The following is an 18951-nucleotide window of genomic DNA, read 5'->3' as shown; positions in this document are numbered from 1 at the left end:
TCGCCCTTTTTGAGAGGAGAGAGGATTAGTGGGCGTCCAGTTTAATGCGGGTTCATTGTCTTTTTGGATTGACGAAGTAGGTAACTTAACGCGCCTTACGGATGCTCATGACACGATGTATGACGCCGGTAAAGATTCTCCCTTGCTTCGAATTGTAAATGACGGAGAAATTGAACGGCCATGCTGCGCTGCATATGACGATGAAGAGAACAAGATATCGCTTCATTTTGAAAACATGGGCGTGTGGGTGCATATAAAGATCGTTTTAAAGGAGCTTTACGCAACGTTTGAAGTCGCAGAAATAACCGAAATAAATGGAAAATGCGAGATCGATGCGGTGATTTGGGGGCCGTATGAGACCATGATTTCCGGTTCGATCGGAGAATCCGTCGGGGTCGTCCATAATCATCGATTTGCGGCAGGTCTCCTTTCGTTAAATGCCAAAACGATCGGCGGATGGCCTTCCGAGTTGAAAGCCTTGGATTTTGCTGAAGCCCCCTTTGCAGATGGAAAGTTCGAATACAGAATGAGCACGGCATGGCCGACGGCGAAAGGCAGTTTGCTGCAGGCGTATGCAAGAAACCGCGCCAAGGGCGGAACAAGACCGGTTTGGGGCATCCATGATGTTGAAGTGCCTTCTTTAAACAATGAAGATGCCGCAATTATCGGATCGAAAGTGGCTTTGTTCGGATGTGCGGTAGAACATGTGCTGGAAACGATCGAGGCAATTGAGCTAGGCGAAAATTTGCCGCATCCAACGATTGAGGGGGTGTGGGGCAAAGTATCTCCGGCTGCAAATCAATCGTATTTGATTACCGATTTTACTGAAGCGACGATCGCTGAAGCAATCACGTACACAAAGCGGGCAGGACTGAACTATGTGTACCATCCGGATCCGTTCGCGCAATGGGGACATTTCACGCTCAAGCCGGAGAGCTTTCCGAACGGAGATGCAGGGCTTCGGGCGAGCGTTAAAGCGGCTGAATCGGCAGGCATGCACGTCGGCATTCATACCCTATCCAATTTTACGACATTAAATGATTCGTATGTAACGCCCTTACCGGATAATAGGCTGCAAACCGTCGGCACGGCCCGCTTAATGGAAGCAGTAAGCGAATCGGAATCCGGTGAGCTAGTTATCGATAACGCCAAGCCGTTTCAAGTAGAGCTTCATGGCAAAACGGCAATCATCGGCAATGAACTCATCGAATACGACTCTGTATCGGAAAGCGAGCCATGGAAGCTCCTCGGCGTTAAGAGAGGCGCACACGGAACGGCGGCTGCCGCACATACAGGCGGCTCGGAAATCGGCCGCTTATGGGATCATCCTTATCATGTATTTTTTCCGAATCTAGAACTGCAGGACCAATACAGTGATCGAATTGGCGAGCTTTTCCGCTTCACGGGCTTAAAACAAATTTCCTTCGATGGACTGGAGGGTTGTTACGCGACCGGTCAAGACGATTATGGCGTCAACCGTTTCGTAAAGCGGTGCTATGACGGCTGGAGCAAGGAAGTTATAAACGATGCGAGCATTGTCGTATCCAATTATGCGTGGCATATCTTTACGAGATTCAATTGGGGCGAGCCATGGGGAGCTGCGACACGCGAAGGTCAGCTGGAATGGCGGCTAAGCAACCAGCGCTATTTCGAAAGGAATTTCATCCCCCCGATGATAGGTTGGTTTCTGATTCGCTCGGCCTCGAATCGGTTTGAGGCCACGACACTGGACGAGATTGAATGGGTATTGTCAAAGGCGGCGGGCTTTAATGCTGGCTTCGCATTGTCCGCCGATATGGCTGTGCTGAGACGGAACGGAAATACCGATCGTTTGCTTGAGAGCGTGCGCAGCTGGGAGAGGGCGCGGCAGATTGGAGCATTTACTCCGGAGCAGCGCGAAAAGATGAAGGATCCGAGAAGCGACTGGCATCTTGAGGAGCTTGAAGAGGATCGCTGGAGCTTATATGCCATGAGTATCTCTGCTCCCTTGGAATGCAGTCCGGAAGAACTGCAGCCAGGCCAGCCGGGTGGCGCGGATTGGCCATTCTTCAACAAGCATAACGAGCAGCCTTTCAGGTTCTGTATGCGTGTTACCCCGGCATATGGCTATGAGGATGGCTATATAAAGCGACCAACGTTCTGCGTGGGCGGCCAATATATGACGTTCGAAACGGAAGTGCGCGCTGGGGAGTATTTGGTATGCGACGGGGACCGTAGTGGACGGATTATGGATCGAAATTGGAATGTCTTGCGCACGGTAGAGGCATCGTCAATACCGCCCATTGTTCGTGCCGGAGGGCAGACGATTTCATTCAGCTGTAAATTCGAAGGAGAGCCAAAGCCTTCAATAAGCGTTAAGATATCGACCCGAAGCGTTCCTGAGCCGGTAAATACGGTCTGGAAGAATGCCTAAGCCCAATCTATAATTAGCAAAAACCACATCCGCAAGGGGATGTGGTTTTTGCTTGATTGCCTCTATTTCGCGTTCTCATCCGGCTGATGAATGCCGAAGATATTGCCTTCGGTATCGATGTAATACCCTTGCCACGCCATGCCGGGCAGTGCCATTTTCGGCAGGGCGACCTTGCCGCCTAGGCTAAGAATTTTAGCTTCCGTAGCGTCGTAGTCACCTGTACCCATTGTGCACGCATAACCGTTCACGGCCTGGCCCGGTTCCGGGGCAGGGCCATGGCGCTGCATCAGAGCGCCGTTGATGCCCATTTCGTTGGCATCGCCCGTCACCGCTCCAAAGTAGGGCATTCCCGCATATTCGCTCCAATCCTCAAAGGTCCATCCAAATACCTCGCCATAAAACTTCTTCGCGCGCTCCATGCCATCGACATGAATTTCGAAATAAATTAATCTTCCCATGACATCCTCCCACATTTTTGGATTTCTTATTTCTTTCTTTATTAGGGTTTCCTTTCCTACTTGATCTATAAAAACGGAATGTAAATTTTTTCTTAAAGTGAAGCGCATCACGGCGAAAGAACCGACCGTTGCCACCCTTTTTTATTGACCTAAAGTTTTCATAAAAAAAATTGTTACAGATAGTAGCAATCTGCCAAAAACTGTGATACAATCGGTATTGTAAGGCAAAAGGCACAGAGTTCAATAGTCCAATAGACCTAATTTTGTAGCTTTGTACCGTCGAAATGAATCTAACGCAGAAAAGCCGGATCTAACGCTGTCATAAGAAAGGTGAGCTGGTGATCGTGCTAAAGAACGAACGCGGAGTCGCTTTACCGGTAGTACTCCTGACCGTGACCGTATTGATCATAGTGGGGATGTCGCTGCTGAGCATTAGTGCCAACGGGTTAAAGCGGGAGGGCTATCAGGAGAAGAAGATGCAGGCCTACTATCTCGCCAAGTCGGGTGCAAATGCGGTGGCTGGGTATATTAAGAATCACTACAATTACACCACGTTTAATCCGGGAGGGAAGGTGAGTCTGGTTGACTTGAACGCGCAACTCAATCAGGATGTTCCTCTCGGGGCCGGCTCCTTTAAGGTTCAAGTAAGTAAAGTGAATAGTACCACCGAAACGCTGAAGGTTGTATCGACTGGTAAAGTGAACGGGGTCCAAGAAAAGGCAACGCTGCTCCTAAACACGACAAGCTTTAAATTCGGCAAAGAAACCATCTTTGCAAGTGAGGCAATTGAAGGCAATGGAAATACCAGTATAAAAGGAAACGTCGCTACAAATTCATCGCTAGGATCGTCTGATCCCATATCAGTCCCTGACATTAGCTGTTTTAGATCAGACGGGACAATTGAACCAGACAAAACCAAGTGTAAGGAATACAACGCAAATCGGCATTATCCGGATGCGGTCTATCCGAGCTTGGCAAGCTGCGATAACAATTTGATATCGGAGACGATCACTGCAGATAAATGCTATAAAGATACGAGTCTAAATAATAGTGACGCAGTTACCCTCACAATCAGCGTCAGTGGCAACCAAGACATTCAAGTGGATCTGACAAAATTTAACGCTCTCAAAGGACAAGCCTCCTTAACGATAAACGTCGTAAAGGCTGATCCGACCAAAACGGGCAAAGCTCTCATTTATTTCAATACGCTGGATACGAATGGCGGTACGAATTTCTCGGTAACAGGGGATGCCAATTCAGCAGTTGTGTTTTTCAAAGGGAAGCTGGATGCAGGCGGACATACGGTGTTTTCGAAGGTCTCCGTATACGCTCCGAATTCAGAAATTTTATTCAAAGGCGGAGTAGACTTTAACGGCGTTATTATCGCCAAAAAGGTTTCGTTGGTAGGGCATTCCTCAGCGGATTCGCTTAACTTCTTCGCCTTTACCGAGTCTATACCCCAAGTCCCCGCCTATGAGACTGGCAGCTGGGGAAGCCAATAAGGGAGGCTACGCATGAGCTACATAAACAAAGAGCAAGGGTTTTCTCTAATGGAAGTGCTTGTGGCCGTAGTTATCCTGGCCGTTCTGGTTATGGCGTTCATAGGGTACTTTATCCGAGGAACGGATACGATTACGAAAACCGGTACACGAGGACAGAATCTGTATACGGCACAGCAGAACTTGGAGAGCAAGACCAACATAAGCACTACGCCAGCGCCTCTAATTAAGTATGGGATATCCGGAGGGCTTCCAGAAATCAACATCCCCGGCAATTTGGTAACAAGCGTCATCCAAGGAGGCCAGGTACTTACTGAGTTCGTCCCCAATTAAGCGTGCGCCAGCCCGCGCGACATAAAGGAGGGAGGCATATATGATCCGCAACTATTTCAACCAGCGAGGGTTAACGTTAATGGAAATGCTCGCCGCAGTGATGATCCTAGTCCTGCTTTTATCACTTGCTTATCCGCTTCTTACGTTTGGCATGAAGTCGTATGGTCAGGGCCAATCGCGAAGCAGCCTGCAGGATCAAGTCCAGCTTGCCTCACTTGCCGTAACAAAGACGCTCCGATATGCAGCAGAGGCCAGCATGGAATCGGTGAATCAATGCCCCACAACGCTTCAAAACGGCTACAACTACATCTGTGTCGACAACACGGACCACTCCATTAAACATATCGTATACAACACCTCTACGAACAGTTTCTCAACGGGTCAAATTGTCAAGGATATGAGCGGATCCAGATCGTTCACTATCGTATTTTCCAAAAATGCGACAAACCCTAAGCTGTTAAACTTCGATATTACCGGACAAACCTCTACACAAAGCTACCATATTCAATCGGAACTCCTAATCATGAATGCAGCATCGGATATACAAGGAACGAATGGCTACAGCGTAATCAAATATAAATAACGGAGTATGGAAGGGCGGTATACGGTCAATGAGACTAAAGAAAGCGCTTTCGGCAGTGGCGGTATGCACATGTTTATCGCTCAGTATTTCAACCATTGGCATGGCGGACAAAGTCGGCAATGGCGGAGCCAATTACGATACGGCCTCTCCTGAAGTGAAGAAGAAAATGGAGGAGAACTCGAAACGGCTTCAGGAGGTAGACGCTTTTCAGCTTAGCGAATTCAAGCGAACGCAGGACGTCATCAGCGGTTTGCTTGCAGAGGGCACGGACATTCGTGAACAGGAAGACTATCTCAGAAATCTATTAGAGCTGTCTGCAGCGTTTAATGGAAAGCTGGTTGCTCAAACAGCCATCGCCTACGTGGATCAGGCTCGTGTATTGGAGAACTGGACCAAGCAGTTAAATGGAACCGAGCTGGCACCTGGACAGGCTTTCTCGCTGCTAGGCGCGATGAAGAATAAACAGCTTCAACCGGATAAGAGCGAAAGCTTGGATGTTTTAGCCACTGGCCTGTATACGGTCGCGCTGGATGGCGGCCTGGACATTGTGGAGCGATTTACAGGAAGAACGCTTCCATCCTATGCCGTGCTCGGTTATGAAGCGAAAGTGGTCCCGGGTGAAACAGACCTCGTCCTTCGTAATTCGGCGAAAGAACCGGTTAAGCTGTACATGGAGTATTATGACGGCGTTCTCTATATGTATGCGGCTAGTCATGACCCTGTGGATACATATCGTATCGTAAAAGAAGATCAAGAGTCGATCATGCCAAGAACGATTATACAGACTGGTTCTGCCCAGGCCACTGAAGGAAGCCCAGGTGCTTTTGTACGGATTTACCGGGAGACATTGAATGCAAAGCATGAAGTGGTAAAAAAGGAATGGATCTCGGAGGATTATTACGCACCGGTTCACAGGATCGCAGTGGGAGCGGAGACTTCCGTAGTGGCGAAATGATGACGAAGAGGGTGAGGCACCTTGAGACAACAAAGAAGAAAATTGGGAGAGCTGCTGGTTGAAGCGGGATTGGTTACGGAGGAACAAGTACAACGAGCGCTGCGAGCCAAGAAAGATACGCAAAGGATCGGCGAACTCCTGATTCAAGATGGCTACATTACGGAGCGGCAGTTGATGAGTACGCTCGAGCGGCAGCTGGGCATCCCGTATGTCGGCTTGTACCAATATGCTGTCGACAAAAAAGCAGTGGGTCTGGTGCCCAAGCAGCTAGCCAAGCGCTATTTGCTCCTCCCGCTAAAAATCGAAAATAACAAGCTCCATGTCGCGATGGTGGACCCGCTGGATTTCTTCGCGGTAGATGATCTGCGCATGGCCACAGGCTATCAGATCGAGCGAGCTCTCGCCACCAAAGAAGACGTCATTCGAGGACTTAATAAATATTATGGCTACGACGACACGATGGAACATCTGCTCGAGGATGCGCAGCCGAGTCAAGAGCTGCGGGATGAACAGGCTTTGGAGGATGATTCGCCGGTTGTGAAGCTGGTCAACCAGATCCTGATGAATGCCGTCGCCCATAAAGCCAGCGACATTCATATTGATCCGCACGAATCGAAGGTGGTCATTCGATACCGCATCGACGGTACCATGGTGACGGATAAAACGCTGCCCAAGCAGATGCAGAGCATGGTCGTCGCCCGCATTAAAATCATGTCCAACTTGAATATTACTGAGCATCGCATCCCGCAGGACGGGCGAATTAAGCTCAACTTGGAGCGTTACCCCATCGATATTCGCGTATCTACGCTTCCTGCAATATATGGCGAGAAAGTCGTCATGCGGATTCTCGATGCGAACAGCACGGTCAAGGATTTGGACAAGATGGATTTTCACCCGGACAATTACAGGCGCTTTCTGAAAATGATCGAACGTCCGACCGGCATTGTGCTCATTACAGGGCCAACAGGTTCAGGGAAATCCTCGACGCTGTACGCTGCACTGAACCGGCTTAACACCGAAAAAGTCAATATCATCACCGTAGAGGATCCAGTTGAATACCAGCTGGAAGGTATTTCTCAAGTCCAGGTCAACGCCAATGTAGGCTTAACCTTCGCGGCAGGTCTTCGGGCCATGCTGCGGCAGGATCCGAACATCATGATGGTCGGGGAAATCCGGGATACCGAAACGGCGGAAATCGCCACGCGCGCAGCTTTGACCGGCCATCTCGTGCTCAGCACTCTCCACACGAACGATTCCGTCAGTACGATCACCCGCTTGATCGATATGGGGATTGAGCCTTTCCTCGTAGCAGCGTCTTTGGCCGGCATTGTCTCTCAAAGGCTTGTCCGCCGGGTATGCCGCGACTGCGGTCAGCCTCACCCGCCATCGGCCAGAGAAGCGGAGATCTTTACCGCCCGCGGGCGGAAGGTGGAACGCATTTTTCGCGGAAAGGGCTGCGGAAACTGCAACATGACCGGGTATAAGGGGAGAATTGCCGTCCATGAGGTCTTGGTGATCGACGATTTCGTACGCAAGCTCATTATGGACAACAGTTCGCTCTCGGCTATTCAGGAGTATGCGAGGAGCAATGGAACGATTTTTCTGATGGACGATGGACTGATGAAAGTAACCCAGGGGTTGACCACCACGGAAGAAGTGTTCCAAGTGGCAATCGGGGATTAGGAGATGATCGGATGAAAGAGATGGTTGATGAGCTGTTACTTACGGCCTTTCATAAGAAAGCGTCCGATATCCACTTGACCACAGGCTCGCCGCCGATATTCCGGATTCAAGGCGATCTGCGGGACCACGGAGATCAAATGATCACCAGTCAGGAGACGGAGGGGATAGCGCGAGTCATGATCCCGGACGAGCTGTGGGAGCAGTTTCAAGAAAAAGGCGAGATTGATTTGGCCTACTCAATCCCGGAAATCAGCCGATTTCGCGTTAACGTCTTCACACAGCGAAGAGATATCAGCTTGGCAATCCGGATCATTCCGAGCGTCATTCCTTCGCTGGAGCAGCTTCGAATGCCCGATGTCCTGCACAAGGTATGCACGAAACCGCAAGGCTTGTTCTTGGTAACCGGCCCTACGGGGAGCGGGAAGTCTACGACGCTCGCATCGATGCTGGATTATATGAACAAGACCACGCGAAAGCACATGATCACGCTCGAAGATCCGATCGAATATTTGCATAAGCATGACCGAAGCATCATCGATCAGCGCGAAGTCGGCGCGGATACGCGAAGCTTCGCGAATGGGCTGCGGGCAGCGCTCCGGCAGGACCCGGATGTCATTCTCGTCGGCGAATTGCGCGATTTGGACACCATATCGACTGCCATTTCGGCGGCGGAAACCGGACACCTGGTGCTTGGCACCTTGCATACGACGGATGCGCCGTCCACGATCGACCGGATTATCGATGTCTTCCCGCCGGGACAGCAGCAGCAAATCCGCATCCAGCTCGCCTCCGTACTAATCGGCGTACTGTCTCAGCGACTGTTGCCGACCATCGACCACACCGGGCGGCGGGCAGCTACCGAAATTCTCGTGAATACTTCCGGCGTGGCCAATCTGATCCGCAGCGAGAAGGTGCATCAAATTCCTAACGTGATGCAAACAAGCCGGTCATTAGGGATGCACACCCTGGAAATGTCGCTTCGCGAGTTGATGCAGAACTACATCGTGTCCAGAGAAGTCGCTGAACCTTATTTGCGGGAGATGACGGTATAGCCATGGCGCAGTTTCAATATGTGGGCCGGCATCGTACCGGCAGGATAACCAAAGGCAGGTTAATCAGCGAGTCCCGGAGGGAAGCCGTCCTGAAGCTAAGGGAGAAGGGCATAGCCGTTACTCACCTTCAGGAAGCGCAAACCAATCTATTCAATAAAGAGCTCAATATCACGATAGGGAACCCGGTGAAGCTGGAGCATTTCGTCACCTATTGCAGACAGTTCGCTACGTTAATTAAAGCCGGCGTGAGCATCGTAGACTCCACAAAAATCCTTGCCGAGCAGACCGAGAGTAAGGCACTGAGGAAGGCGCTGCTGCAGGTCGAGGAAGACATCCGCGGGGGAACGGCGTTCTCCGATGCGGCGGAGAAGCATGCGAAAGTATTTCCGGTGTTGTTCATTAATATGATTCGGGCGAGCGAGTTTAGCGGCACCTTGGACGAGTCCTTGAACAATCTCGCGGCAACCTTCGAGAAACAGCACGTTACCCGACAGAAAATCAAATCTGCCTTAGCCTATCCCATCATACTGGCAATTGCTTGCGCAGGTACGGCGATCTATTTGCTGACCAGCGTCGTGCCCACCTTCGCTTCCATGTTCGCGGACTTTGATGCCGAGCTGCCGAAGATTACGCAGTTTGTAATGGGAGCAAGCGATTGGATGCAAAGCTTTTGGTGGCTGATCCTTCTCTTTGCTGCAGGGAGCGTGGCTGCGATTGTGATCGCGAAGAAACATCCCCAAGGCTCTTATTACTTGGATCATGCACTGTTGAAAATGCCTATATTCGGAGCGCTGATACGGAAGGCAACCATTGCTAGAATGGCAAGAACGCTAAGTTCTCTAGTCTCTAGCTCTGTACCCATATTGCAAGCCATTACGATCGTGGAGAAGGTTGTCTTGAACAAAGTGATGGCAAACGTCCTGGAGACGTCCAAACAATCTTTAGAGAGAGGGGGGATGCTGAGCGAGCCGTTCAACAAGCATTGGATTTTTCCTCCGCTTGTCACGCAGATGGTTCGCATCGGCGAGCAGACGGGTTCATTAGACACCATGCTTTCCAAAGTGGCCGACTTCTATGAAACCGAGGTCGACATGGCCGCTGACCGATTAAAGTCATTAATCGAGCCGATTATGGTCGTCATAATGGCAGGGGTCGTAGGTGTAATCGTGTTATCGATTGTTGTTCCGATGTTTGATATCTATCAACACGTGCAGTAGAAAGAATACATAAAAAATAATAATAAAGGGAGAAATGAGACATGTTGAAACGGTTGTTGAAGAATCAAAAAGGTTTGACGCTGATCGAGCTGCTGGCTGTTGTAATTATTCTGGGTATTGTTTCTGCAATTGCAGTACCTAGTATCGGTAAAATCATTGACAACTCAAAGAAAGACGCCCATGTTGCAAATGCTGTACAAATGATTAACAGCACGAAATTGTTGATTGCCGGAGGGGATGCTACACTTCGCCCAAGTAACGGCAGTCAAGTATATATTCCTCTTAACTACCTAGTAGGTGCATCTGGAAACCTGGAAGCCTTGAAGAATCCAGATGGAGGTACCTACAATTCCCCAGCTGCAGACATTGTTAGTACAAGCGCAGTTCCTACGGGATCGTATGTAAAGGTATCCCTTGCTGCAAGTCCAGCGACTGAATTCACCTATGACGTAAAATTAGTTCCTTCTTCTGGCCGTGGGATTCAAACTGGTAGCCCTTCTGCTGGTAATCCAATTGCTGAGGCAAGCCTTACTCGCAGTGCGGTTAACTAATCATTCTGCTACTCGCTAAGTCGATCTTATACAAATTAATACAATTATAAAAGGAGAAATGAGACATGTTGAAACGGTTGCTGAAAAATCAAAAGGGTTTGACACTGATTGAGCTGCTGGCTGTTGTAATTATTCTGGGTATTGTTTCTGCAATTGCAGTACCTAGTATCGGTAAAATCATTGACAACTCAAAGAAAGACGCCCATGTTGCAAATGCTGTACAAATGATTAACAGCACGAAATTGTTAATTGCCGGAGGGGATGCTACACTTCGCCCAAGTAACGGCAGTCAAGTATATATTCCACTTAACTATCTCGTAGGTGCATCTGGCAATCTAGATGCCTTGAAGAATCCAGATGGTGGTACCTATAATTCCCCAACTGCAGACGTTGTTAGTACAAGTGCAGTTCCTACGGGATCGTATGTAAAGGTATCCCTTGCTGCAAGTCCAGCGACTGAATTCACCTATGACGTGAAATTAGTTCCTTCTTCTGGCCGTGGAGTTCAAACAGGCAGCCCTTCTGCCGGTAATCCAATTGCGGAAGCTAACCTTACTCGCAGCGCAGTTAACTAATAAATTTGAAAGTCAAAGGACAACCCTCCCCCGAGGGTTGTCCCCCCACCTCCCTTAAAGGACTGATCCAATGGCAGCCATCTTTTACACGTATTCATTCTTGATCGGACTTATTGCAGGTTCCTTCTACAACGTGGTCGGCCTGCGGGTTCCGAAGAAGGAATCAATTGTCCGTCCAGGTTCGCACTGCAGTCATTGCCAACGGAAGCTGACGATAGGGGAGCTCATTCCAGTCGTTTCCTACCTCTTCCTAAAGGGGAAATGCAAAGGCTGCGGCCACCGCATCTCGCCGATCTACCCGCTAATCGAGCTCGTTAACGCTGCTTTGTTCGTGGCAGCGCCGATCATCCTAGGATGGTCCTCTGAATTAGCCATTGCTTGGCTGCTCATCTCGTTGCTGACCATTATCACCGTGTCCGACATTGCCTACATGCTCATACCGGATAAGATCCTGCTCTTCTTCGGTACGATCTTCATCCTTCTTCGTTTCTTCGTTCAACCGGCAGTTGCCTGGTGGGAGCCGCTAGCAGGCGCCGCCGCCGGATTCGGGTTGCTGCTGCTGATTGCCATCCTCAGCAAGGGAGGCATGGGCGGCGGGGACATTAAGCTTTTTGCTGTGTTAGGTTGGGTTTTAGGCTGGAAGCTAGTCTTGATCGCGTTTGTCATTGCTGCGTTTTATGGAACGATCTTGGGCCTCATCGGAATGATCGCAGGCAGGGTGCGGGTAGGCAAGCCGATGCCTTTTGCTCCCGCTATCGCGATGGGGACGTTGACGGCATATTTCTTCGGCGAACGGTTTCTGCATTGGTATTATACTATTATCGCTTTTTGATGGCATATGGAGGGTGTTCCTAATGGGCTTTCAATGGGGATTAAAGAAGAAAGACATTGCCAATTTGGTGATCAAAGATCATGTGATCCGGTTTCTTGAAGGCCGGGACGTGGACGCCATCAAAATTTTCGACGAATGCTACCTTCCGGAAGGGCTCATCGCCGACGGGAAGATTATGGACATACATAAGCTGCAGCAGCTGCTGCAGCCGCGCGTCAAGCAATGGGGCATCAAGCATAGGGAGATCCGGCTTACGCTTCCCGATTCCGCGGTCGTTGTACGAAACGTGCAGCTTCCGGGGGAGGTAGAGGACCGCGAGCTGAAAAGCCACATTTACATGGAACTGGGCACCAGCATTCATATTCCGATCGAACAGCCGGTCTTCGACCTCATTACGCTGGCTCGCGATGACAAGAAAAGGGATATCATGCTGTATGCCGCGCCGGAGCCTTTAGTGAACGATTACACGAAGCTGTTTAAGGCGTTAAAGCTGGAACCGGTGTCGGCGGAGGTTTCCCCGTTGGCGGTATACCGGCTGTTTCACCGGCTGGATACGGTAGAGGCGGCGGACCGTGTGCTTCTCGTGCAGTTTGACATCCAGTATGTCACGGCAAGTATTTTTAAAGACAACAAGCTGGTGTTCATGCGGCAGATGAAGATGAACGTACCGCTCCGGGAATGGAAGAAGGAGAAGGATCATTTCGGCAACGAGTTCTTGATCTGGACAGGCGATGCCGATTACTTGATCGCGGAAATCAACAATATGATCGTGGAAATTGAACGCGTCATGAGCTATTACCGCTACACCTTCAGTCAGGGAAGGGATCAAATCACGAAGATGCTGCTGACAGGGGATCATTACGAGCTTGCGGGGATACAGGAACGCATTCAGGCGAATACGGAGGTTCCCGTGCAATCCTTGCATCAACACGGCCTGAAAACAGCCAAAGGAATGGCGCTTCCGGTCCGTCATTACGCCTCACTGGGTCTGGCCATGAAAGGGGTACAAGCATGAGCTCATCAAGATTAATGGAGATCAATCTGCTTCCGAGGCGCGAGAAGATCGGGTATGCCTTCAAGGCGGCGGCTTCGGCTCTTCTGATCTGCGCGGTTCTGGGTCCGGCATGGCTCGGAATCCAATATTACACGGTGACTCATAGCTTGGAACGCGTTCAGCAAGAGCTCGATATGACGAAGAAGCTCCATGCGGCGAAGGAGAAAAATATCGTCCAAGGGAACGTCGGCTCCGCCGCGAGCGGCCTTAGCGCCATGATTCCATTGGTGGAACAAGTGCCGGTATCCGCGGTCTCCGTGCTCAATCGGCTCGTGGCTCTGCTGCCGCAGCGGGGATTCGTGCTGGATTACCAATACAGTGAAGGGGCCGCCACGATGACGGTGCAGTTCGATACGCTTCTAGAAACCTCGGCGTACTTAAACCAGCTGAACCGCGCCGATTGGGTGGAGGGCGTGGTCATCCCGGGGGTTGCGGCAGGAAGCGAAGGGACGGTTGAATCCACGGCGCAGCAAGTGCCTAAATACACAACGACGTTCCAGATTGCGCTGAATAAGCAGACGTTCAAGGACATGGAAGGGCAGGGAAAATAAATGGCTGTTGGACGTATACAGAAACGAAATGCGGCACTGGCGCTCCTCTTTGTGCTTCTTGGGGTTGCTTTTGCCATGACCTACTCGTTCGTTATTCACGCTCCCAGCAAGGAGCTTGAGCAAACCAAGCAGCAATTGGAGCAGGAGAAGCAGCTGCTGGCAGCGGTCGACGAGCGGTTGGTCAAGCAGCAGGGCGAGCTGCAGAGCACGTTGAACTTGCAGCGCAAGCTGCCGGTGGAGCCGTTAATCGATCAATATTTGCTTGATCTGGAGAAGGTCGAATTGTTGTCGGGCAGCCAGCTGCAAAACATTGGCATCAGCGAGGGAGATGCGGCTGCGTTGTTTGCGAATCCGAATGCTGCCGCAGCAGCAAACGTCCAAACCGACACCGGCGGGAACCAAGAAGCGCAGGGGACGACGCAAGAGGCGCAACCACAGGCGGAACAGACACCCGATGCGAGTGCGGTTAAGAGGCTGACGTTCAGCTTAAGCGTGAACACGCCGGACTACAGTCACATGCTGAAGTTTGTGAAGAAGCTGGAAGAGCTTCAGCGGGTCAGCAAAATCGATTCCTTCTCCTTCACCGGCGGTCAAGAATCGGCCGGCGCAGTACCCGGCGGGAGCGGGATGAAATTTACCGTAACGGTATCCACTTTCTATGTATCGCAAATGGATGAATTAAAGAACGGACTGCCATGGGTCGAATATCCGAAACCGGCCAATAAGAGCAATCCTTTGCTTCCTTCTTCCGCAAGCTAGCGGCCGGAACCGGCCTATACTTGAAGCAGCCAGAACGCATGAATACCCATAATGCCCGTATAGAGCAGACAGCAGAAGGATAGCGCGATTCTCCAGAAAAAAGGCTTTTTAGGCTTAAAAAAGATACCAAGAACTATCGCCAGAATCCCGATCACCAGCTTATATCCCCACAGATAGTGAGAGTTGGCTTCAAAGAGGCTCCGCATGAGCGGATTCGACTCTTCGATGAGCCCCTGGCTAAGCCCGATATAAGTGAGCCATCCGTCGATCATATTTAGCACCCCGGCATAGGCGAATAGAAAGAACATGATCATTACTCCTCTCAAGACAGACTATTAGTTATTATTACCCTAAATACTGGATATTGAAGCAACTCTAGTCCTATTTCTATTGCAAAATCATAGAATATAGAACAACCGATGACCACCGCCGAGACCACATCCGAATGAGGATGTGGTTTTGTTAAATTTTCCCTAAAGAGCTTGCGGGAAATTCTGTTCTCAAGCTAAGCTCATATACATAGGGACGTAAATCTAACATGGAAATGAGGAGAGATACGGTTTGGCAAAAAGACGGCTTTCAATGTTTTTGGCAATTGTTATGGGTGCTCTAGCGTTCATGTCCTTCACGCAGCAAACCGCGCATGCGGCTGCGGAGGTGCGGGTTGTATTTAACGGCAAGCAGCTTCAATTTGATCACGCGCAGCCCGTCATCAAAGACGGACGCGTACTGGTTCCCTTCCGCAAGCTGTTCGAAGTCCTTGGCTTTCAAGTGAATTGGAACAGCTCCCTGCAGCAGGCGACCGGCACCAAGGCTGGCCTCAAGATTGAATTAAAGATGAGCAGCAATAAGGCAAAGGTCAATGGGAAAATCGTTACCTTGGACGTTCCTCCTCAGATTATTAAGAACAGCACGATGGTGCCGCTCCGATTCGTCTCGGAGAACAGCGGCAATACGGTCGCATTTACGACGAAAGGGTCGGTATCGACCATTACGATCGGCTCCGGCGGCTCCGGAACCAGCGAGAAAGCTGAACCCTATGTGGTAAAAGGACGGGTCGTCGACCCTAGCGGCAAACCGGTTGAAGGCGCGGAAGTATTCGCCGATAACCAGCTTATCTATAACAGCAATCTTACGGTAGTTACGGATGCTCAAGGGTACTACCGGATCGAACTGCCGCTGCTTGCCACCACGTGGAATATGGGCGGCTATTATAATCTTAAATCCGGCAGCAAGGTGCTGCGGATCGACTTGGAATCCGTTACGGATAAACCATTTGCCGGAAACACCGGCGCCATCCGAAATTTCGTCATGAATCCTGAAACGAGTATCGGCGAGCTGTATGTATACTCGGACATCGGCGATTACTTCAGCGAATCGGATATTATGTTGACGGTTACCCCGATCGTTGGCGGCAAGGAAGGAAAGCCGATCACCAAGCGCGGCTACAACTTCCCGGGCGGCTTTGGATTGCAGGAGCTTTCTGCCGCTGGCACCTACAAGATAACGGCCCAGTACGCGCCAGAGGGTGAAGTGCCGCAGCCAGCACTAGTTCGGGTACGCTATACGAAGGAATACATGGCATCAACCGTATTTACGTTCAGCGAGTTCGTTCCCGGCATCGAAAGGGCGGAGATCGAGGTCAAGAGGCAAGCGCCGTCCGGACAATCCGGCTCCACCAATCCCGGTACGGAAACACCGGCTCCAGGTCCATCCGAATCAAGCAAGGGAGGAACCTTGGCCTTGTATTGGGATATCCAGGATGCATTTGATAACGGCTATTGGGATTACGAGAAAAATGTGATCCTTACCCTTACTCCGATTAACTCGGGCAACGAGGGGGCTGCTATTAAGAAATCCTATGAGGAATTGGGGATCGACCTCCCGGTCGGCACCTATCGGGTAACAGCCGTCTATGCGCCGCCTGGCCATACGCCGGTTCCAATTCTGGTTCGCGTGAAAGACACCGGAACCTATCAATCATCCGTCAATTTCAGCTTCACGGAAATCGCTGGCAGCTTTACGGCAGGTCTTGAATTCAAAATGCCATGATGATAGGATGATAAAGAATCTGGATGTTTTCAAAGGAGGTTTGTCTATCCATGCATTCCATTCGCTGGAGATAAGTAGGCAATAAAAAAGCGGCTTTTCCATATTTTCATGGGCTTTTTTGTTGTGCTTATTTTCGAAATGGGATCAAACATGGATAGATGAAGCAGGAATAGCAGGCCTCCTTTTGCTATACCTTTATTTCCCCATGCCTATTCGTTGGTAATGCAGACCTTAGCCCATTAATATGGACCGAGGCCTGCATTTTTTATTGCCGAAAATCAATAAACGACCAATAAAAAATGCGGGGAGATAATAAATATGAATCAACATCAAACAAACTGGCAGCGTCCGTTCTTTACCATCTGGGCGGGCCAGGCCATATCGATTATAACGAGCGCCATTCTTCAAATGGCCCTCATCTGGTACCTGACGGCCCAAACAGGCTCAGCCATGGTGCTTTCCATGGCGACGCTTGCCGGCTTTCTTCCTCAGGCGCTCGGCGGCCCGATGATCGGCGTATGGGTAGACCGCATGAGCCGCAAAACCATGATGATGCTGGCTGACGGCCTTGTGGCGGCGGCCGCGGCGGTATTGGCTGTCGTAGCGTTCTATATGGAGCTGCCTGTATGGGTAATCATGCTTGTGCTGTTTGTCCGCAGTATCGGTACGGCATTCCATTCCACCGCGCTGAATGCGAGTACGCCGCTGATCGTACCGGCGGAGCAGCTGGCCAAATGCGCCGGATACAGCCAGTCCGTGCAATCGGTCAGCTATATCATCAGTCCGGCGGCCGCCGCCCTCCTCTATTCCATGTGGGATTTGAACGCGGTGATTGCGCTTGATGCGCTTGGCGCCGCAGCGGCTTGCTGCGCGGTCACGATGGTCCATATTCCAAGGCCGGAAGCCAAGAAGCCGGATACGCAGAGCGGCTTTGCGGCGGAACTGAAAGAAGGCTATAAGGCGCTTCGCCATCACAAAGGCTTAGTGGCACTTCTTTGGATTGGCGGTCTGTTCATCTTTGCTTTTATGCCGATCAGCGCGTTGTTCCCTCTAATGACGATGGACTATTTCGGAGGCACGATCAAAGAGGCGTCGGCAGCGGAAGTTATTTTTGCCGTCGGCATGCTGCTCGGCGGTTTATGGCTCGGCAAATGGGGAGGCTTCAAGAACCGTTCGCTCACCATCGTCGCCGCCCTCTTGGCCATGGGAGCCGCGCTGCTGATAGCTGGCCTATTGCCGGCAACCGGCTTTCTCGTTTTTCTGGCTTGCTGCGCCTTAATGGGGGTATCCGGGCCATTCTATAATGGCATTCAGGTTGCTCTATTTCAGGAAAAAATCCAACCGGAATACCTGGGAAGAGTATTTGGCTTGTTTGGGAGCGTCATGGCGCTGGCGATGCCCCTCGGTCTTGTTATTGGCGGTGCTTTTGCCGATCAAATCGGTGTGAACCGGTGGTTCATGCTGTCGGGTCTAATGATTATCGGAATTGCAATTCTCGGTCTGCTCCTCCCGGCAATCCGAACACTGGATCGCAAACAGGAGACTGAACAACAATCAGCTTAAGGAGGCTATGCGCGAATGGCGGCTATATTAGAATGGACGTTGGTGTCCGAATGTCCCGTCCCTCAAGACGTGAACGCATTGCTCGTGGCGGGAGAAACGGCGGTAGCGGCCTATAAAACCTTTCGGGATACGGCTATCTTCACCAATAAGCGGCTGATCGTTCGAGATGCGCAAGGCTTGACGGGCAAAAAGGTAGAGATCTACTCCCTGCCTTATTCTTCGATCAATATGTGGTCTACGGAAAATGCCGGAGGCTTGCTTGACTTCAATGCGGAGGTTGAGCTGTGGACCCGGGCCGGCCATATCAAAGTGAAGCTGCAGCGAGGCGTAGATGTCCGCAAGTTCGATTTGCTGATCGCGAATGCGTTGTTGCGAGATTAATAGGACGAAGACCCGGTCCCTGCGAGGGCCGGGTTTGCTTTTGCCCGAATACATGGCTATTAATCCGTCAATAATAGAGGAAAATAGCTTGAAAGGGTGAGTGAAGTGAAATATGAGAAGATCAATTACGATGACGGTGACATCGGGATGGTGTATTACAGCTCCAAATCTAGTTTTTTCTCGCGTTGGAAAGCGGAACTCATCGGAGAGCTTCACGGTAAACGATACGATGGCAACTTAGTATACGCCCCGGATGAAGAGGGCCGATTCTGCGAGCAGTTCACGCTCACTCCGGTCGACTTGTACGATCCGGTGCTGGAAGTTCACATCTACGACGATATGGAAGTTTCGGTGAATAACCGCATTGCGGCGGACATATCGGTTTGCCGAAGGCAGAAAGAGATTAAAGTCGAATTGCTATATTGAAGGCAACAAATAAA

Annotated in this window: 20 protein-coding genes; 18 read left to right on the top strand and 2 right to left on the bottom strand. The window is 50.6% G+C overall.

Going from position 1 to position 18951, the window contains the following annotated elements; genetic code table 11:
* Positions 1-28 precede the first annotated feature (28 nt).
* Entirely contained in the window at positions 29-2413 is a 2385-nt protein-coding gene (locus DL346_RS22210) for a hypothetical protein (RefSeq protein WP_112884544.1), read from the top strand.
* A gap of 62 nt (positions 2414-2475) precedes the next feature.
* Here DL346_RS22210 and DL346_RS22205 read toward each other — a convergent pair whose 3' ends face one another.
* A complete protein-coding gene (locus DL346_RS22205) occupies positions 2476-2871 on the bottom strand; it encodes a VOC family protein (RefSeq protein ID WP_112884543.1) in 396 nt (131 codons plus the stop codon).
* Positions 2872-3215: 344 nt separating this feature from the next.
* On the opposite strand from DL346_RS22205, the gene DL346_RS22200 reads away from it, so the two are divergent.
* The 13 genes from DL346_RS22200 to DL346_RS22140 all read left to right on the top strand — a co-directional run bounded on the left by DL346_RS22200 (position 3216) and on the right by DL346_RS22140 (position 14515).
* Positions 3216-4373, top strand: coding sequence for a hypothetical protein (locus DL346_RS22200; protein ID WP_133257560.1), 1158 nt, complete (start codon positions 3216-3218; stop codon positions 4371-4373).
* 12 nt (positions 4374-4385) lie between these two features.
* Positions 4386-4703 carry a prepilin-type N-terminal cleavage/methylation domain-containing protein gene (locus DL346_RS22195; protein WP_112884541.1) on the top strand — a complete coding sequence of 106 codons (318 nt, stop codon included), beginning with the start codon at positions 4386-4388 and terminating at the stop codon, positions 4701-4703.
* Positions 4704-4743: 40 nt separating this feature from the next.
* The gene (locus DL346_RS22190) at positions 4744-5286 is read left to right on the top strand and encodes a prepilin-type N-terminal cleavage/methylation domain-containing protein (protein ID WP_112884540.1); all 543 of its coding nucleotides are present in this window, start codon (positions 4744-4746) and stop codon (positions 5284-5286) included.
* Positions 5287-5314: 28 nt separating this feature from the next.
* On the top strand, positions 5315-6241 hold the full coding sequence (locus DL346_RS22185; protein ID WP_112884539.1) for a VanW family protein: 927 nt from the start codon (positions 5315-5317) through the stop codon (positions 6239-6241).
* Between the two features lie 21 nt (positions 6242-6262).
* The gene (locus tag DL346_RS22180; protein ID WP_112884538.1) at positions 6263-7924 is read left to right on the top strand and encodes a GspE/PulE family protein; all 1662 of its coding nucleotides are present in this window, start codon (positions 6263-6265) and stop codon (positions 7922-7924) included.
* Between the two features lie 11 nt (positions 7925-7935).
* A complete protein-coding gene (locus tag DL346_RS22175; RefSeq protein ID WP_112884537.1) occupies positions 7936-8976 on the top strand; it encodes a type IV pilus twitching motility protein PilT in 1041 nt (346 codons plus the stop codon).
* Between the two features lie 2 nt (positions 8977-8978).
* Positions 8979-10193: a type II secretion system F family protein gene (locus tag DL346_RS22170; RefSeq protein WP_112884536.1), complete on the top strand. Its 1215-nt coding sequence runs from the start codon at positions 8979-8981 to the stop codon at positions 10191-10193.
* A gap of 41 nt (positions 10194-10234) precedes the next feature.
* Entirely contained in the window at positions 10235-10744 is a 510-nt protein-coding gene (locus DL346_RS22165; protein ID WP_112884535.1) for a type IV pilin protein, read from the top strand.
* A 65-nt stretch (positions 10745-10809) separates the two neighbouring features.
* Positions 10810-11319, top strand: coding sequence for a type IV pilin protein (locus tag DL346_RS22160; protein WP_112884534.1), 510 nt, complete (start codon positions 10810-10812; stop codon positions 11317-11319).
* Positions 11320-11389: 70 nt separating this feature from the next.
* A complete protein-coding gene (locus DL346_RS22155; protein WP_112884533.1) occupies positions 11390-12151 on the top strand; it encodes a prepilin peptidase in 762 nt (253 codons plus the stop codon).
* A gap of 22 nt (positions 12152-12173) precedes the next feature.
* Positions 12174-13166 (top strand): type IV pilus biogenesis protein PilM, encoded by a 993-nt coding sequence (gene pilM, locus DL346_RS22150; RefSeq protein WP_112884532.1) that lies wholly within the window; start codon positions 12174-12176, stop codon positions 13164-13166.
* Positions 13163-13756, top strand: a complete 594-nt coding sequence (locus tag DL346_RS22145) for a hypothetical protein (protein WP_112884531.1) — start codon at positions 13163-13165, stop codon at positions 13754-13756. The genes pilM and DL346_RS22145 overlap by 4 nt, the downstream gene beginning before the upstream one ends.
* On the top strand, positions 13757-14515 hold the full coding sequence (locus DL346_RS22140) for a hypothetical protein (RefSeq protein WP_112884530.1): 759 nt from the start codon (positions 13757-13759) through the stop codon (positions 14513-14515).
* 14 nt (positions 14516-14529) lie between these two features.
* Here the strand turns inward: DL346_RS22140 and DL346_RS22135 are convergent, their stop codons facing one another.
* Positions 14530-14823, bottom strand: a complete 294-nt coding sequence (locus tag DL346_RS22135) for a DUF5658 family protein (protein WP_112884529.1) — start codon at positions 14821-14823, stop codon at positions 14530-14532.
* Positions 14824-15076: 253 nt separating this feature from the next.
* Here DL346_RS22135 and DL346_RS22130 point away from each other — a divergent pair, with 253 nt between their 5' ends.
* The 4 genes from DL346_RS22130 (at position 15077) to DL346_RS22115 (ending at position 18937) form a co-directional block, all read left to right on the top strand.
* Positions 15077-16567, top strand: a complete 1491-nt coding sequence (locus DL346_RS22130; protein WP_112884528.1) for a stalk domain-containing protein — start codon at positions 15077-15079, stop codon at positions 16565-16567.
* A gap of 318 nt (positions 16568-16885) precedes the next feature.
* Entirely contained in the window at positions 16886-18130 is a 1245-nt protein-coding gene (locus DL346_RS22125) for an MFS transporter (RefSeq protein WP_112884527.1), read from the top strand.
* 15 nt (positions 18131-18145) lie between these two features.
* Entirely contained in the window at positions 18146-18511 is a 366-nt protein-coding gene (locus DL346_RS22120) for a PH domain-containing protein (protein WP_112884526.1), read from the top strand.
* A gap of 105 nt (positions 18512-18616) precedes the next feature.
* Positions 18617-18937, top strand: a complete 321-nt coding sequence (locus DL346_RS22115; RefSeq protein WP_112884525.1) for a hypothetical protein — start codon at positions 18617-18619, stop codon at positions 18935-18937.
* Positions 18938-18951 lie beyond the last annotated feature (14 nt).

Source organism: Paenibacillus montanisoli, from assembly GCF_003268025.1.
Taxonomy (GTDB): domain Bacteria; phylum Bacillota; class Bacilli; order Paenibacillales; family Paenibacillaceae; genus Paenibacillus_Z; species Paenibacillus_Z montanisoli.
This window is presented reverse-complemented; position numbering and strand designations above follow the sequence as displayed.

Excerpts from the sequence above, each read along its gene's own strand:
- DL346_RS22160 (WP_112884534.1), top strand. The coding sequence starts at position 10,810 with ATGTTGAAACGGTTGCTGAAAAATCAAAAGGGTTTGACACTGATTGAG.
- pilM (WP_112884532.1), top strand. The coding sequence starts at position 12,174 with ATGGGCTTTCAATGGGGATTAAAGAAGAAAGACATTGCCAATTTGGTG.
- DL346_RS22135 (WP_112884529.1), bottom strand. The coding sequence starts at position 14,823 with ATGTTCTTTCTATTCGCCTATGCCGGGGTGCTAAATATGATCGACGGA.
- DL346_RS22205 (WP_112884543.1), bottom strand. The coding sequence starts at position 2,871 with ATGGGAAGATTAATTTATTTCGAAATTCATGTCGATGGCATGGAGCGC.
- DL346_RS22170 (WP_112884536.1), top strand. The coding sequence starts at position 8,979 with ATGGCGCAGTTTCAATATGTGGGCCGGCATCGTACCGGCAGGATAACC.
- DL346_RS22190 (WP_112884540.1), top strand. The coding sequence starts at position 4,744 with ATGATCCGCAACTATTTCAACCAGCGAGGGTTAACGTTAATGGAAATG.
- DL346_RS22185 (WP_112884539.1), top strand. The coding sequence starts at position 5,315 with ATGAGACTAAAGAAAGCGCTTTCGGCAGTGGCGGTATGCACATGTTTA.
- DL346_RS22140 (WP_112884530.1), top strand. The coding sequence starts at position 13,757 with ATGGCTGTTGGACGTATACAGAAACGAAATGCGGCACTGGCGCTCCTC.
- DL346_RS22145 (WP_112884531.1), top strand. The coding sequence starts at position 13,163 with ATGAGCTCATCAAGATTAATGGAGATCAATCTGCTTCCGAGGCGCGAG.
- DL346_RS22120 (WP_112884526.1), top strand. The coding sequence starts at position 18,146 with ATGGCGGCTATATTAGAATGGACGTTGGTGTCCGAATGTCCCGTCCCT.
- DL346_RS22195 (WP_112884541.1), top strand. The coding sequence starts at position 4,386 with ATGAGCTACATAAACAAAGAGCAAGGGTTTTCTCTAATGGAAGTGCTT.
- DL346_RS22165 (WP_112884535.1), top strand. The coding sequence starts at position 10,235 with ATGTTGAAACGGTTGTTGAAGAATCAAAAAGGTTTGACGCTGATCGAG.
- DL346_RS22125 (WP_112884527.1), top strand. The coding sequence starts at position 16,886 with ATGAATCAACATCAAACAAACTGGCAGCGTCCGTTCTTTACCATCTGG.
- DL346_RS22155 (WP_112884533.1), top strand. The coding sequence starts at position 11,390 with ATGGCAGCCATCTTTTACACGTATTCATTCTTGATCGGACTTATTGCA.
- DL346_RS22175 (WP_112884537.1), top strand. The coding sequence starts at position 7,936 with ATGAAAGAGATGGTTGATGAGCTGTTACTTACGGCCTTTCATAAGAAA.